The sequence below is a fragment of the Streptomyces sp. NPDC048659 genome (genome assembly GCF_040650575.1).
Taxonomy (GTDB): domain Bacteria; phylum Actinomycetota; class Actinomycetes; order Streptomycetales; family Streptomycetaceae; genus Streptomyces.
Genome location: NZ_JBEZHM010000049.1, coordinates 1 through 14,350, shown reverse-complemented (window position 1 = coordinate 14,350; position 14,350 = coordinate 1). Strand labels below are relative to the sequence as shown.

Sequence of the window (14,350 nt, the reverse complement as noted above, 5' to 3'; positions counted from 1 at the left end):
GTCAGATTCCGAAAGTCGCGTGCTGACGCTGGTGCGCCCAGGCGCCGATGCCAGCGCGGTGGTGGACCCGGCCGCGGTGTCGGTGGAATCGGGGTTGGCGGACGTCGTCACCCTGCAGCGCCGCCGCCAGGCCCGCATTTCCGCTGTCGACGAGAAGAGCTTTTTCCTCGACACGCTCTCGGAGTACCAGTGGGCCCGGGACGCTGCCGGCCTGGCGCCGACGACGCTGGACGGCCTGCTCAAGCCCGTGGTGGAAGTCTGCGAGTACTACGGCACCGTGCCGTGGCAGCTCTCCCCCCGTGAGGTCGACCGCTACTTCGCCGGGCCGGGCAAGCGGGCGCCGTCGACGCTGCGCGGGAAGATCAACAAGATTGACGCGTACTTCGCGTTCCTCGAGCAGCGGTACGCCGGCGAGATCATGCGGCGCTTCGGGGCGGCGGTGGAGTCGCCGATCGACCCGTTCAACCGGCCGCGTCATCGCGGAGACTTCGGCCTCCGGATCCCGCCGTCACAGGCGGCGATGCGGGACTTCCTGGGCCGGTGGCGCGAGGACTTGCCCAACGCGCGGAAGTACCTGGTCGCGTGCCGCGACTACGTGATGACCAAGGTCGCTTACCTTTCCGGCGTCCGGGCCGCAGAGTTGTGCGGCGTGTGCATGGGCGATCTGCACTGGGAGCACGGGCAGTGGGGCCGGTTCGTCGTGCTGGGCAAGGGCGCTCACGGTTCGGGGCCGCGGCCGCGCGAAGCGTACATGTTCCAGGAGGGCCGGGCCCTCTTGTGGTGGTACATCGAGGAGGTCCGGGGCGAGTTCGGCGACGACGTCGAGCACCCGCGGGCGCCGCTATGGCCCTCGGAGCGCAAGCCGACCGCGGTCGCCTCGCTGAACCTGCCGATCGCGCCGGCGATCGTGCCGTCCACGTTCCGCAAGGCGCTGCACACGGCCGCCGCAAGCTACATGACCGGGCCCGTCACCGATCTTTTCCCGCACCTGCTGCGTCACGCATGCGCGACCCACAACTACGAGCGCGGGATGACGTTGTGGGAAGTGCAGAAAGTCCTCGGACATGACTGGGCAACCACGACACTTCGGTACATGGCGACCGCTCACGCCGACCCTGAGCACGCGAACCTGACCGCGAGCTCCCGGGCGGCCCAACGACTGGTGATGGATAAGGGGAACCTACGGTGAAGTGGAACCTTCGGATGGTGGCCGCCCAACGGGACCTGTGGCGGCCGACCGAGGTGCTTGCCGCCTTCCAGCAGGTGGGGTTCAACCCGTCGCTGAGCAAAGTCGCCGCGCTGTGGGGCGGTACGCCGGTCACCGTGCGCCTGGAGGACCTGGACAAGATGTGCGCCGCGTTGCACTGCACGGTCGCCGACCTGCTCCAGGCCGAGCCGCTCGCCGATGCCCGGGGGGTGCCGGAGTCCGGCCAACGGGCGGTCGGCGCCGAGGAAGGGCCGACGGCGGGCCCGGTCCGGCCGGTGCCGCGCAGCCGCCGTGGCGCAGGGCCGCGCTCCCTCCCGCCGAACTGAGGGGCCCGGCGGTGGCGAAGGACCGTGGTCAGGGACTGGCGCGGAGCTGTCCGGTGTGCCTGGGTTGGCTAGTGGTGCACTGGTATCGAGTGTGCGACGGGTGCCGGCCCTGGGCGAGGAAGTATCCCGAGGTCGGGGTGTGCCCGCGGTGCCGGCACGAGGCGCATCTGAACACGGACGGGCTGTGCAAGCCGTGTCTCATGGCGATCCGGGCCGAGAACGACGCCGAGTGGGCCCTAGGTCTACCGGAGGCGCGGCCGCGCCCGGTCCAGCTGATCGTCGGCGGGATGTACGGCGACCGGTCGGCGGACGCCCGGCCGCTGCGCCGGCCCGCGAAGAACGGGCTCAAGGTGGGGCAGGGGTGGTGGATCAAGCTGCGGAAGCAGCGCGCCGCCCCAGCCGGGCCGCCGGTCCTTCAGGCGCAAGTGTGCGGCCAGCTTGCGCTGTTCACAGTGCCCAGGGTGCTGACCGACGCCACGGTCAGCGCGATCGTCGGACGGCCGGTCGCCGGGTGGGAGGAATGCCGCCTGGTGACCGAGGCGATGGCGGCCGAGCACGGCCTGTCCGTGGGCTGGCAACGCGCAATCGCCGAGATGGTCCGCCTCGCGCTGGCCGTGCGGGAGGCGGAGGGCACCGTACGGCTGCCCGAGCCAATGCTGCGGGACCTGCCGTCCAACGGAGACGCGGTGCGCCTGGTCCTGCTGCGGGCCGGACTGCTCGACCAGGCGCCAGAGCCGATGCGGTTCTCCACCACCAACCAGCCCACCACCACCTACATCACCGCCCCGGCGCCTCTGCCGCCGTCCGTGGCGCGATCATGCCGCGACTGCGATGCCTGGATGGCCAGCGGAAAACGAGGCTCCCGCTGCAATCCGTGCCGTCACTGGCGCGAGCTGCACCCCGCAGGACGGTGCGTACGGTGCCTGCGGGACAAGCTTCCGCTGCGTGGCAGTCGGTGCCGCACCTGCCGCCTCTACCAGCACCTGGACGACTCGGGCCCCGGCACAAGTCGGGCCACCCAGCTGGTCATCGACCTTCCACACGGGGCTCCCGGCCAGGCCCAGTTGTTCCCGGTCGACGAACCCGCGCCGGCGGAAGGCGAGGACCAGGCGGTGCCCGCCCTCCATACCGCCCGCGGGCAGAAACCGCTCTTCGAGATGCGGCGCGACTGGTCGCCCGTCATGGCCCGCCTGCGCCGCCGCAGCTACAGGGACCTGCCGTTGACCGCCGCGGCCCGTGCGCTCACTGAGGAACTGGACAGGCTGCGCCGCGGCCGACAGGACCCCGCGTACCGCAAGGACATCCGTACCCTGACGATCCTGGTGTACTGGCTCGGCGCTGAGACGGTCTTCCAGGAGCGGGACGTTCACGACCTCGCCCTGCTCGACCCGAACCTCGGGGCCAAGCGGGTCTGCCAGTTCCTCGCTGCCCGCGGTCTGCTGGCCGAAGCACCCGAACTGCACCGTGACGCAGACCAGGTATGGATCGAAGCGACCATCGGCACGCTGCCACCGACCGTCGCCGACGAGGTCCGGCTGTGGGTGCAGGTCCTGCGCGGCCAAGGCCGGCGCGAGCACGAGGCCCGCGGCTACGACGGCATCCGTCGCTATCTCTTCGCCCTCGAGCCGATCCTCACCGTCTGGACCAGCAGCGGCATCACCACGTTGCGGCAGATCACCAGCGACCACGCCACCACCGCCATCGACGACCTCACCGGGAGCGCCCGCCGACAGCTCGCCATCAGCCTGCGCAGCCTGTTCAAGGCCCTGCGCCAGGAACGCGTTGTCTTCCGCGATCCCACCCGTAATCTCCCCGTCGGCGATCTCAAGGGCATTCCGAAGTCGGTGCCCTCCGACCTCCTTGCCGGACTCCTCGACCGCGCCACGACCCCGCTCGGTCGGCTTGTCATCGCCCTGACCGCCGTTCACGCGCTGCCCGGCCACGAGATCCCCACGCTGCTGACCTGCGACCTCAATCTCGCCCACGGCACCCTCGAAGCCCGCCGCGGCCTGCTGCGCCACACCCTCTACATCGAGGAGTTCACCCACACCCTCGCTGCCGAGTGGCTCACCTACCGCCACCGTCGCTGGCCCGCCTCGACCAACCCCCACCTGCTCGTCAGCCAGCGCACCGCGCTCGACCCCGACCACCCACCGGTCAGCATGACCATGCTTCACAGACACCTACCCAAGGGCTTCACCCTGGACGGCCTGCGACAGGACCGGATCCTCAACGAGGCGTTCGAGACCGGCGACCCTCTGAAGCTCATGCGCCTGTTCGGCATCACGGAGAAGACCGCCATGCACTACGTCACCGTCGCCCACCCGGAGAAGACCTCTCAGCTTCCCCGGTGACGACCGGTGACAACGACAGTGGCGGGGCCGCCCGGAGCTTCCGGACGACCCCGCCTGCGAGTGCCGCTCAGGCCGGTACGGCAGCGGTTTCCGGCACTGCTTCAGCCGCGCCGCGGGCGGCGAGGTATCGCTCGGCGTCCAGGGCCGCGGCGGCACCGGTGCCGGCGGCGGTGATGGCCTGGCGGTAGGTGTGGTCGACGACGTCGCCGGCCGCGAACACTCCGGGAAGGCTGGTGCGGGTCGTCGGGGAGGCGACCTCGATGTAGCCCTCGCCGTCCAGCTCCAGCTGGTCGGCGAAGAGTTCGGTGCGCGGGTCGTGGCCGATGGCGATGAACAGCCCCGTCACGTCCAGGTCGCGGGTGGCGCCGGTGAAGACGTCGCGCAGGACGACGCCGGCTAGCATGCCGCTCGTCTCCTTGATCTCAACGATCTCGCTGTCGAAGGCGAAGGAGATCTTGTCGTCGGCGAAGGCCCGGTCCTGCATGACCTTGGAGGCGCGCAGGGTGGAGCGGCGGTGGACGACGGTGACGGAGCGGGCGAAGCGGGTGAGGAAGGTGGCTTCTTCCATGGCGGTGTCGCCGCCGCCGACCACGACGATGTCGCGGTCGCGGAAGAAGAACCCGTCGCATGTCGCACACCAGGACACCCCTCGGCCGGACAGCTCGTCCTCCTTCGGTAGGCCGAGCTTGCGGTAGCCGGAGCCGGTCGCGATGATCACCGTCTTCGCACGGTGGACGGTGCCCGCGGAGTCGGTGAGCAGCTTGATGTCACCGGTGAGGTCCACCTCGACGATGTCGTCGTCGATCATCTCGGCGCCGAACTTCTCGGCCTGGGCCCGCATGCTGTCCATCAGCACGGGGCCGTCGACGCCCTCGGGGAAGCCGGGGAAGTTCTCCACCTCGGTCGTGGTGGTCAGCGATCCGCCGACGAAGATGGAGCTGCCGAACAGCAGGGGCTTGAGCTGGGCGCGGGCGGTGTAGAGGGCGGCGGTGTATCCGGCGGGGCCGGAGCCGATGATGACGACGTCGCGTATCTCGCTCACGCGGTCGCCTCCGGCTTCGCCGGGGCGATCTCGGCGATCAGGCCCTCGATGAGGGTCTTGATCTCGTCGCGGATCGGGCGGACGGCCTCGACGCCCTGGCCGGCCGGGTCGTCGAGCTTCCAGTCGAGGTAGCGCTTGCCGGGGAAGACGGGGCAGGTGTCGCCGCAGCCCATGGTGATGCAGACGTCCGACTCGCGGACCGCGTCGATGGTGAGGATCTTCGGCGTCTCCTTGGAGATGTCGATTCCGACCTCGGACATGGCCTCGACGGCGGCCGGGTTGACCTCATCGCCGGGGTTGGATCCGGCGGAGCGGACCTCGACGCGGTCGCCGGCCAGGTGGGTCAGCCAGGCGGCGGCCATCTGGGAGCGGCCGGCGTTGTGGACGCAGACGAACAGGACGGACGGCTTGTCGGCCATGGTGATCGTTCTCTCTCGTCGCATGGCGGAACCCAGCCGCCAATGACTTCAGCCCCCGCTGGTATCAGCGAGTGGTGATGTGAGAGTATCAGTGCATGCTGACTTCAGTCGATCCTGATGTGATCCGGGTGCTGGGCGATCCGCTCCGCCTGAAGATCGTGACCCTGCTGGCGCGCGAGACGCTCTGCACGACGCACCTGGTCGAGGAGACCGGAGCCAAGCAGACCAACCTGTCCAATCACATGAAGGTGCTGCGCGAGGCCGGGATCGTGGAGACCGAGCCGTGCGGCCGCTTCACCTACTACAAGCTCAAGCCCGAGGTTTTGGCCGGGCTGTCCGAGCAGTTCGCCGCGCTGGCCAACTCCGCCCGCACCGCTTCCGAGAACAAGAGGGCCTGCCCGTGACCTCCACCGAGCCCACCACCGCCTCCACCGAAGGCGCCGGCCCGGCCGGGGACGACTCGATCGTCAAGAAGCTCTCCACCCTCGACCGTTACCTCGCGGTGTGGATCCTGCTCGCCATGGCCGTCGGCCTGGGCCTGGGCCGCCTGATCCCGGGCATGAACGACGCGCTGGCGAAGATCGAGATCGGCGGGATCTCCCTGCCGATCGCGCTCGGCCTGCTGGTGATGATGTACCCGGTGCTGGCGAAGGTCCGCTACGACCGGCTGGACCGTGTGACCAGTGACCGCAAGCTGCTGGTCTCCTCGCTGGTCATCAACTGGATCGTCGGCCCCGCGGTGATGTTCGCGCTGGCATGGATCTTCCTGCCGGACCTGCCGGAGTACCGCACCGGACTGATCATCGTCGGGCTCGCCCGGTGCATCGCGATGGTCATCATCTGGAACGACCTCGCCTGCGGCGACCGCGAGGCCGCGGCCGTCCTCGTCGCGCTGAACTCGGTGTTCCAGGTCCTCGCGTTCGGACTGCTGGGCTGGTTCTACCTCGACCTGCTGCCGCGCTGGATGAACCTCGGTGACGGCCAGGGCCTGGACGTGTCCGTCTGGCACATCGCGCTGAACGTCGTCATCTTCCTCGGCATCCCGCTGCTGGCCGGCTTCCTGACCCGCCGCATCGGCGAGCAGAAGCTGGGCCGCGCCGACTACGAGGCGAAGTTCCTGCCGAAGATCGGACCCTGGGCCCTGTACGGGCTGCTGTTCACGATCGTCATCCTCTTCGCCCTCCAGGGCAAGACCATCACCTCCCAGCCGCTGGACGTCGTGCGGATCGCGCTGCCGCTCCTGGTGTACTTCGCGATCATGTTCTTCGGCACGTTCCTGCTCGGCAAGGGCCTGGGCCTGGCCTACGACCGCACCACGACGCTGGCGTTCACGGCTGCGGGCAACAACTTCGAGCTGGCCATCGCGGTCGCCATCGCCACCTTCGGCGTCACCTCCGGGCAGGCCCTCTCCGGCGTCGTCGGTCCGCTCATCGAGGTCCCGGTGCTGATCGGCCTGGTCTACGTCGCGCTGGCCTGGCGCAGGAAGTTCGCCCCCGACGCGGTGACCACGGCCCCGTGACACAGCACACGGATGTGGTGGTGGTCGGCGGCGGCCAAGCCGGGCTCGCCGCCGGCTACCACCTGCGCCGCCAGGGTCTCGACTTCGTGATCCTGGACGCCGGCACGGCGCCGGGCGGGTCCTGGCAGCACATGTGGGACTCCCTGCACCTGTTCTCCCCGGCCGCCTATTCCTCGCTGCCCGGCCGGCTCATGCTCGCCCAGCCCGGCGAGACGTACCCGGGCGCCGGGCACGTGGTCGATTACCTCACCGACTACGAGAAGCGCTACGACCTGCCCGTCCAGCACGGCACTCGGGTGGACGCCGTACGCCGTGACACAGACCGGCTCCTGGTCGAGGCGGACACCGGCGCCTGGCGGGCCCGGGCGGTCATCAGCGCCACCGGCAGCTGGTCACGGCCTTTCCTGCCCGCAGTCCCCGGCCGCGAGGTGTTCACCGGCCGGCAGCTGCACACGGTGAACTACCGCTGTCCGGCCGACTTCGCCGACCAGCGCGTCATCGTGGTCGGCGGCGGGAACTCCGGCGCCCAGATCGCCGCCGACCTCGCCCTGGACGGCCGTGTCGAGGGGACGTGGGTGACCCAGCGCCCGCCGCGGTTCCTCCCCGACGACATCGACGGCCGGGCCCTGTTCGATGCCGCCACCGCCCGCCGCCGCGCCCTGGACGCCGGCCGCACCGACACCGGCGGGGTGGCTTCGCTCGGCGACATCGTGGCCGTGCCGCCCGTACGCGCGGCTCGCGACGCCGGACTTCTGCACGCGAAGCCGATGTTCGCCCGGCTCACCCCTACCGGTGTCCGGTGGGCCGACGGCAGCCAGAGCGACGCGGACGCGATCGTCTGGTGCACCGGCTTCCGTCCGGCCCTGTCGCACCTTGCCCCGCTGAACCTGCGCGGACCGCAGGGGCATATCCCCACAGACGGCACACGTGCTGTTGAGGAGCGGCGGCTGCACCTGCTCGGTTACGGAGACTGGACCGGCCCGGCCTCTGCCACTCTGATCGGTGTGGGGCGCCCGGCCCGGGACGCGGTCCGTCACATCGCCGGGCTGCTCTGAGCGGGCCGCCGACCCGTGCGAGCCCGCAGCAGCCGCGAGGACCCTGCGGGCCGTCGGGGTGAGGCCACGGCGGAGCCGCGCAGCAGCTCTGCGCGAACGGCGGCCTGCGGATACGCGATCGGCCCGGGGGCCTTCGCAGAGCTCTCGCCACTGATCACCTGTGAGAGCCGGGCCCTGCGGGGCAGCACCTAACAAGCACTTTATGTAGTTGATCAAATACCCTGTGTGCCGTGTCGGTGTCTGCGGGTATGCGGATGTCCCGGCCCGGACCGTGGCGGCTGGTGCTGGTCATGGTGCTGGCCGGGCTGCTGCACGTGCTTGGCTGCGCACACGGTCCGCAGTCCGCAGGAGCGCCGCGAACCGACACGTTGGCCGTTGTGACTGCGCCGGCGCACGGGCATCCCGCAGCGCCGGCGGCGGACGTTCTGTGCGATCACGGGCCGGGGGCGGGCTGCACCGGGGTGGACGAGCCCGCTGTGGCCGGCTCGCGGGCGGACCTGCCCTCCCTCGTTGCCGGCGATGCGCCCGCTGCGCCCGACAGCGCGACCGGACGGCAGTTGCCGAGGGCGCGGGAGCACCGGGCGAGGAGCCCGGGCGGCAGCCCGGATCACGGACGTCAGCGGGCCGCGCTGGGGATCTGGCGGGCCTGAGCGACTCACCGCTGCCGCCCATGTCACGCGGCAGCGGCGTCGTCGCCCTTGCTGCTTCCGAACACCCCGGCCGTCGGCGCCCGTGACCCGGCGCTGCGGCGGCCGGCTGGAGACCCGTGCGATGAACACCTCCGTCATGCCCCCTGCCCCCGCCCAGCTGCTGACCGCAGCCCCCTCTCTGCGGGCCCACAGCCCGGCCGCTCTGGTGGGCGACACCCCGGTCCTGTGGGTCGGCGAACCCTTCGCCGCGCCCGGACGCGGCTTCTGGGCCAAGCTTGAAGGCCACAACCCCGGCGGGATCAAGGACCGCACCGCGCTGTTCATGGTCGAACGCGCCCGTGAACGCGGCGACCTGCTGCCCGGAGCGAGGATCGTGGAGTCGACCTCCGGCACGCTGGGCCTGGGCCTGGCCCTGGCCGGGATCGTCTACGGCCACCCGGTCACCGTGGTCACCGACCCCGGCATGGAACCGCTGGTGTCGGGTCTGCTCGCCGCCTACGGCGCGGACGTGCAGACAGTGAGCGCACCGCATCCGGTGGGGGGCTGGCAGCAGGCCCGCCGCGACCGCGTCGCCGATCTGCTGTCGGTGTATCCGGACGCCTGGTGCCCGGATCAGTACCACAATCCCGACAACGTGGCCGCCTACGCGGGCCTGGCCCACGAACTCATCGCCCAGCTCGGGCGGATCGACGCCCTGGTGGTGAGCGTCGGCACCGGCGGGCACTCGGCCGGGATCGCCTCGGTGCTGCGCGGCTTCTTCCCTGCCCTGAAGGTGGTGGGCGTCGACACCACGGGCTCCACCATCTTCGGGCAGGAAGCTGCACCGCGGCTGATGCGCGGGCTGGGCAGCAGCATCTACCCCCGCAACGTCGACTACACCCTGTTCGACGAGGTCCACTGGGTGGCCGCCGGTGAAGCCGTGTGGTCCGCGCGGGCGCTGGCCCGCTCCCGGTACGCCACCGGCGGGTGGAGCGTCGGCGCGGTCGCCCTGGTCGCCCGCCACCTGGCCGCGACCCTCCCGGCCGAGGCGAGGATTGCCGCCGTCTTCCCTGACGGCCCGCACCGCTACGCCGGCACCGTCTTCGACGATGCTTGGTGCCGGGAGCACCAGCTGCTGGGCGGCGAGCCCGCTGATGCTCCGGAGGTCATCTGCCATCCCGTCGAGCGGACGGTGACCCGGTGGACGAAGTGCGAAACCGTCGTCGACCCGGCGCCCGCCGCCCGGCCGGGCGGCGGGGATGCTCCACTGCTGGCGGGAGCGGCCCGGTGAAAGCCCTGTGGACGTCCACGCTCAGCTTCCCGCCCGCGGTGCGGCTGCTGATGGCCAACCAGTTCGCCATCAACCTCGCCTTCTACATGCTCATGCCCTACCTCGCCGCCCATCTGGCCGGTGAGCTCGGCCTGGCCGCCTGGGCGGTGGGCCTGGTGCTGGGCGTGCGCAACTTCTCCCAGCAGGGCATGTTCCTGCTCGGCGGTACGATCGCCGACCGCTACGGCTACAAGATCCCGATCATGGCGGGGTGCCTGCTTCGCACGGCCGGGTTCGCCCTGCTGGGCGTGGTGGACAGCCTTGCCGTTCTGATCGTCGCCTCGGCGGCGACCGGGTTCGCCGGCGCCCTGTTCAACCCGGCGGTGCGCGCCTATCTCGCCGCCGGGGCCGGTGAGCAGCGGGTGGAGGCATTTGCGACGTTCAACGTGTACTACCAGGGCGGGATGCTGGCCGGCCCGCTGGTCGGCCTGGTGCTGCTGGCCGCCGACTTCCGTGTGGTGTGCCTGGTCGCGGCGGGCATCTTCGCCGCCCTGACCGTGCTGCAGAGCCGCTGCCTGCCCGCCCGCGGCGCCGTCGGCGGCGGGCGGGAGAGCGGAGTGCTGGCGCAGTGGCGGACGGTGGCGGCCAACCGGCCGTTCCTGCTGTTCTCCTGCGCGATGATCGGCTCCTACGTACTGACCTTCCAGGTCTACCTCGCGCTCCCGCTTGCCGCCGGGGCCGCGCTCGGCACGGCGGGGACGCAGGCCACCACGCTGCTGTTCGTGCTCTCCGCCGCGGTGGCCGTCGCCGGCCAACTACGGCTGACCGGCTGGGCGAAGGCCCGCTGGAGCGGCCAGGACGCCCTCGTCCGCGGGCTTGCGCTGATGGGCGCGGCCTTCCTCCCGCTCGCCCTGGTGGCCGCCCGTGGCACACCCGTGCCCGGGGCGGTGGCGCTGGCCGCACTGGCCGCCGCGGTCGTCGCCCTGGCCGCGGGCAGCGCGATCGTCTACCCCTTCGAGATGGACACCGTCGTCTCGCTGTCCGGTGACCGGCTCGTCGCCACCCACTACGGCCTCTACAACACCGTCTCCGGTCTCGGCATCACCCTGGGCAACCTCGCCACCGGCGCCCTGTGGGACTACGCCCAACGCCACCAGGCACTGTGGCTGGTGTGGACCGCGCTGGCCCTGACCGGAGGCGCCTGCGCGGGCGCGGTCCTGCTGCTGGCCCGTGCCGGCCGCCTCACCGCACCCCGGCCGCACCCCGCGACCGCCTGACCCGCACGGGCCCCGGCACGGAGCCGGCCGCCGGGGCCCGTGCCGCCGGCGGCACCGGCTGCCCACCCACCACAAGAGTTCAGACTTCTATGAATTCAGGAATCTGTGTACTGTTGTGGGGTGCTGACTCTCGCCCGTGACATCGAGGTGCTGGCCCGGTTCGGCCGCGCGCTCGCCGATCCGATCCGCTGCCGCATTCTGCTCGCCCTGCGCGACGCCCCCGCCTATCCCGCCGAGCTCGCCGACGCCCTCGGCGTCTCCCGCACCCGGCTGTCGAACCACCTGGCGTGCCTGCGCGACTGCGGTCTGGTCGTCGCCGTGCCCGACGGCCGGCGCACCCGCTACGAGCTGGCCGACGAACGGCTCGGCCACGCCCTGGACGACCTGCGCACCGCGGTGGTCGCCGTCGACAGCGACCGTACGTGCGTGGAAGCCGAGTCGAAGGGCCGCTGCTGATGGCCGCGATATCCCTCGGCCCCAGCCCGGCCCGCAAGAACGTGCTGGCCCGCCGGATACGGCTGCTGGTCGCGGCGACCATCACCTACAACGTCATCGAGGCCGTCGTCGCCCTCACCGCGGGGACGGCCGCCTCCTCCACCGCGCTGATCGGCTTCGGCCTGGACTCCGTCATCGAGGTCTCCTCCGCCGCGGCCCTCGCCTGGCAGTTCTCCGCCCGCGACCACACGGTGCGCGAGGCCCGGGAGAAGACCACGCTGCGGATCATCGCCGTCTCCTTCTTCGTGCTCGCCGCCTACGTCGGCCTCGACGCGGTGCGTGCGCTGACGGGCACCGGCGAGGCCGACCGGTCCGTCCCCGGCATCGTCATCGCCGCCCTGTCGTTGGCGATCATGCCGTTCCTGTCCGCCGCCCAGCGCCGGGCCGGGCGCGAACTCGGCTCCGCCAGCGCCGTCGCGGACTCCAAGCAGACCCTGCTGTTCACCTACCTGTCCGCGGTGCTCCTGGCCGGCCTGGTCCTCAACGCGACCCTCGGCTGGTCGTGGGCCGACCCGATCGCTGCCCTGCTGATCGCGGCCGTGGCGGTGAAGGAGGGCATCGACGCCTGGCAGGGCAAGGGCTGCGCCTGTGGCCCCGCGCCGTCCCTCACCGCACCGGCCGCCAGTCAGGCAACCAGCGCCTGTGGCACCGCCGGCGACACCTGTTGTTCCCCTGGCACGAAGGACACGGTGAAGTGATCGTGTGGGCGTGGGCCGCCCTGGCCCTGTTCACCGGCTGGGCGGTGACCGCGTTCGGTTCCGGGCGGCGATCCAGGCCCGCCGCACCGGCGACGCCGGATTCCGCGGCATCCGCGGACGTCCCGGCTCCGCCTCCTGGTGGGCGGGCATCCTGTTCGTCCTCGCGCTCCTCGGCGGCGCCGCCGTCCCCATCGCCGCAATCTGCGGGATGCCCGTCCTTCCCGGCGCAGGGACGCCATGGCGCTGGGCGGGACTGGTGATCACCACCGCCGGGATTGCCGCCACGCTGGCCGGGCAGAGCGCGATGGGCACCTCGTGGCGCGTCGGTGTCGACTCCCGCGAGCGGACCGCCCTGGTCATGACGGGGATGTTCGCCTCCGTACGCAACCCGGTGTTCACAGCGATGACCGTGACCGCCATCGGCCTGGCCCTCATGGTGCCGAGCGCAGTCGCCGTCCTCGCCCTGGCCGCCCTCGTCACTGCGGTCCAGATGCAGGTGCGGATCGTCGAGAAGCCCCACCTGCGCTCGGTGCACGGCGCGGCATACGACGCGTACGCCGCCCGGGCCGGGCGGTTCCTGCCCGGCATCGGCCGCCGCACCGCCTGACGCCACCGCCGCCGAAGGGCGACCCCGCAGGCCAGCGCAAGGCCCCCGCCGCGCTCGCGAGCGCCTAGGGGGAGGGCTGTCTGCTGTCCACCGGTCGGTGGACCCTCGGGGCGGGGGAAGGCCGTGGCGGGGGCTGGACCGTACGATGAGCGCGTGACCTCCTCCGTGCCGCTGTCGAGCCGCCGCCCTGCGGGGCGGCTGTTCGCGCTGCTGGTGCTGGCGGTACTCACCGGTCTGCTGGGCATGCACGCCCTCGGCCCCGGCGGAGCGCCGGGGGCGGGGGCGGGGGCGGGCCACGACATGGTGACGGGCGTGTCCGCCGATGCTTCCCACGCGAGCGCGGGATGCTCGCACACGGACGGCGGGACCAGTCACCTCGAGCATGCGGACGGGTCCTGTGCGGCGGCCGGGATCGGCTCCGCCTACGCGCCGCCCCCGCTGACCGGCGCCCTGCCAAACGCGCCCCTCACCGCAGCCTCGCTAGCGCCGGCTGCTGCCTTGGCCGAGACCGGGCGGGATCCGCCGGACCTTTCTGAGCTGCAACTTCTCCGGATCTAGAGCGACCCGCACGGCACCCTGACCGGCTTTGTTCCCGGTTGCCGGTGCCGCGCTTCGGCACGCCCTCATCCCGTGAACATGCGCGCGCCCTGTCGTGGACGCGCGCGCTCAAGGAGTTGCATCACCATGATCAGCAAGCGTTCTCTCGTCCGTCGTACCGCCGTCGTGGCCGCCGCGGGTGCGGCCGCGCTCGTCCTGGCCGCCTGCGGCGGCAACGGCGACAGCTCGGCCGGACACGACGGCCACAGCACGACCTCCCCGTCCGCGTCCGCGTCGGCGCCGGCGTCCCAGGGCCGGCACAACGCCGCCGACGTCGCCTTCGCCAAGGGCATGATCCCCCACCACCGCCAGGCCGTGGAGATGGCCGACCTCGCCCCCACCAGGGCCGAGTCGGCTGAGGTGAAGAAGCTCGCGGAGGACATCAGGAAGGCCCAGGACCCGGAGATCAAGACGATGTCCGGCTGGCTGACGTCCTGGGACGAGCAGGTGCCCGCCGAGGGCGCCATGGACCACTCCATGCACGGCACGGGCGGCATGATGAGCGCCGAGGAGATGGACAAGCTCAAGAACTCCTCGGGCAAGGCGTTCGACACCGCCTTCATGGAAATGATGATCAAGCACCACGAAGGTGCGGTGGCGATGGCCAAGACCGAGCAGGCCGACGGCGCGTACGAGCCCGCCAAGACCATGAGCGCCGCGAGCGCCGCCCGCGCGGGAGCGCGCCTGTGGGACCACCGCCCGCAGCCCGTCACCGCCCTCGTCGGCGTCGTCGTCCTGGCCCTCGTCGCCGGCGGCATGGGCGTCCTCGGCTCCGGCGGCGCCTCCTCCACCTCCGCCTCGGTAGCGGGTCAGTTCGTCGTGGTGGGCGCCGCGCTTCAGGCGCACGTCGCAGTA

At 71.6% G+C, this 14,350-nt stretch carries 14 protein-coding genes and 1 pseudogene; 13 read left to right on the top strand and 2 right to left on the bottom strand.

Annotation, left to right across the window (positions count from 1 at the left end; genetic code table 11):
* The first annotated feature begins 19 nt into the window (after positions 1–19).
* From AB0C99_RS29795 to AB0C99_RS29785, 3 genes are all read left to right on the top strand, one after another.
* Complete coding sequence (locus AB0C99_RS29795; RefSeq protein ID WP_362481525.1) at positions 20–1,189, top strand: site-specific integrase; 1,170 nt, start codon at positions 20–22, stop codon at positions 1,187–1,189.
* Positions 1,186–1,533 carry a helix-turn-helix transcriptional regulator gene (locus AB0C99_RS29790; RefSeq protein WP_362481522.1) on the top strand — a complete coding sequence of 116 codons (348 nt, stop codon included), beginning with the start codon at positions 1,186–1,188 and terminating at the stop codon, positions 1,531–1,533. The genes AB0C99_RS29795 and AB0C99_RS29790 overlap by 4 nt, the downstream gene beginning before the upstream one ends.
* A 200-nt stretch (positions 1,534–1,733) precedes the next feature.
* Entirely contained in the window at positions 1,734–3,887 is a 2,154-nt protein-coding gene (locus tag AB0C99_RS29785) for a hypothetical protein (RefSeq protein WP_362481520.1), read from the top strand.
* A 67-nt stretch (positions 3,888–3,954) separates the two neighbouring features.
* Here the strand turns inward: AB0C99_RS29785 and trxB are convergent, their stop codons facing one another.
* Positions 3,955–4,929, bottom strand: coding sequence for a thioredoxin-disulfide reductase (gene trxB, locus AB0C99_RS29780; protein WP_362481517.1), 975 nt, complete (start codon positions 4,927–4,929; stop codon positions 3,955–3,957).
* Positions 4,926–5,348, bottom strand: coding sequence for an arsenate reductase ArsC (locus AB0C99_RS29775; RefSeq protein ID WP_362481665.1), 423 nt, complete (start codon positions 5,346–5,348; stop codon positions 4,926–4,928). Before AB0C99_RS29775 ends, trxB begins: the two co-directional genes overlap by 4 nt.
* Positions 5,349–5,443: 95 nt before the next feature.
* Between AB0C99_RS29775 and AB0C99_RS29770 the strand changes: the two genes are divergently transcribed.
* From AB0C99_RS29770 to AB0C99_RS29725, 10 genes and pseudogenes are all read left to right on the top strand, one after another.
* Positions 5,444–5,752: a metalloregulator ArsR/SmtB family transcription factor gene (locus tag AB0C99_RS29770; protein ID WP_362481514.1), complete on the top strand. Its 309-nt coding sequence runs from the start codon at positions 5,444–5,446 to the stop codon at positions 5,750–5,752.
* Positions 5,749–6,867 carry an ACR3 family arsenite efflux transporter gene (arsB, locus tag AB0C99_RS29765; protein ID WP_362481512.1) on the top strand — a complete coding sequence of 373 codons (1,119 nt, stop codon included), beginning with the start codon at positions 5,749–5,751 and terminating at the stop codon, positions 6,865–6,867. The genes AB0C99_RS29770 and arsB overlap by 4 nt, the downstream gene beginning before the upstream one ends.
* Positions 6,864–7,922 (top strand): ArsO family NAD(P)H-dependent flavin-containing monooxygenase, encoded by a 1,059-nt coding sequence (locus AB0C99_RS29760; RefSeq protein ID WP_362481509.1) that lies wholly within the window; start codon positions 6,864–6,866, stop codon positions 7,920–7,922. The genes arsB and AB0C99_RS29760 overlap by 4 nt, the downstream gene beginning before the upstream one ends.
* Before the next feature lie 771 nt (positions 7,923–8,693).
* Positions 8,694–9,842: a PLP-dependent cysteine synthase family protein gene (locus AB0C99_RS29755; protein WP_362481506.1), complete on the top strand. Its 1,149-nt coding sequence runs from the start codon at positions 8,694–8,696 to the stop codon at positions 9,840–9,842.
* Entirely contained in the window at positions 9,839–11,098 is a 1,260-nt protein-coding gene (locus tag AB0C99_RS29750) for an MFS transporter (protein ID WP_362481503.1), read from the top strand. The genes AB0C99_RS29755 and AB0C99_RS29750 overlap by 4 nt, the downstream gene beginning before the upstream one ends.
* 120 nt (positions 11,099–11,218) lie before the next feature.
* Positions 11,219–11,554 carry a metalloregulator ArsR/SmtB family transcription factor gene (locus AB0C99_RS29745; protein WP_362481500.1) on the top strand — a complete coding sequence of 112 codons (336 nt, stop codon included), beginning with the start codon at positions 11,219–11,221 and terminating at the stop codon, positions 11,552–11,554.
* Positions 11,554–12,291, top strand: coding sequence for a cation transporter (locus tag AB0C99_RS29740; RefSeq protein WP_362481498.1), 738 nt, complete (start codon positions 11,554–11,556; stop codon positions 12,289–12,291). Before AB0C99_RS29745 ends, AB0C99_RS29740 begins: the two co-directional genes overlap by 1 nt.
* Before the next feature lie 10 nt (positions 12,292–12,301).
* The gene (locus AB0C99_RS29735; protein WP_362481495.1) at positions 12,302–12,898 is read left to right on the top strand and encodes a methyltransferase; all 597 of its coding nucleotides are present in this window, start codon (positions 12,302–12,304) and stop codon (positions 12,896–12,898) included.
* Positions 12,899–13,051: 153 nt separating this feature from the next.
* On the top strand, positions 13,052–13,456 hold the full coding sequence (locus AB0C99_RS29730) for a DUF6153 family protein (protein ID WP_362481492.1): 405 nt from the start codon (positions 13,052–13,054) through the stop codon (positions 13,454–13,456).
* A gap of 126 nt (positions 13,457–13,582) precedes the next feature.
* Positions 13,583–14,149: pseudogene (locus AB0C99_RS29725) on the top strand (DUF305 domain-containing protein); the annotation flags it as partial.
* Positions 14,150–14,350 lie beyond the last annotated feature (201 nt).

Excerpts from the sequence above, each read along its gene's own strand:
- AB0C99_RS29785 (WP_362481520.1), top strand. The coding sequence starts at position 1,734 with ATGGCGATCCGGGCCGAGAACGACGCCGAGTGGGCCCTAGGTCTACCG.
- AB0C99_RS29775 (WP_362481665.1), bottom strand. The coding sequence starts at position 5,348 with ATGGCCGACAAGCCGTCCGTCCTGTTCGTCTGCGTCCACAACGCCGGC.
- AB0C99_RS29770 (WP_362481514.1), top strand. The coding sequence starts at position 5,444 with ATGCTGACTTCAGTCGATCCTGATGTGATCCGGGTGCTGGGCGATCCG.
- AB0C99_RS29755 (WP_362481506.1), top strand. The coding sequence starts at position 8,694 with ATGAACACCTCCGTCATGCCCCCTGCCCCCGCCCAGCTGCTGACCGCA.
- AB0C99_RS29740 (WP_362481498.1), top strand. The coding sequence starts at position 11,554 with ATGGCCGCGATATCCCTCGGCCCCAGCCCGGCCCGCAAGAACGTGCTG.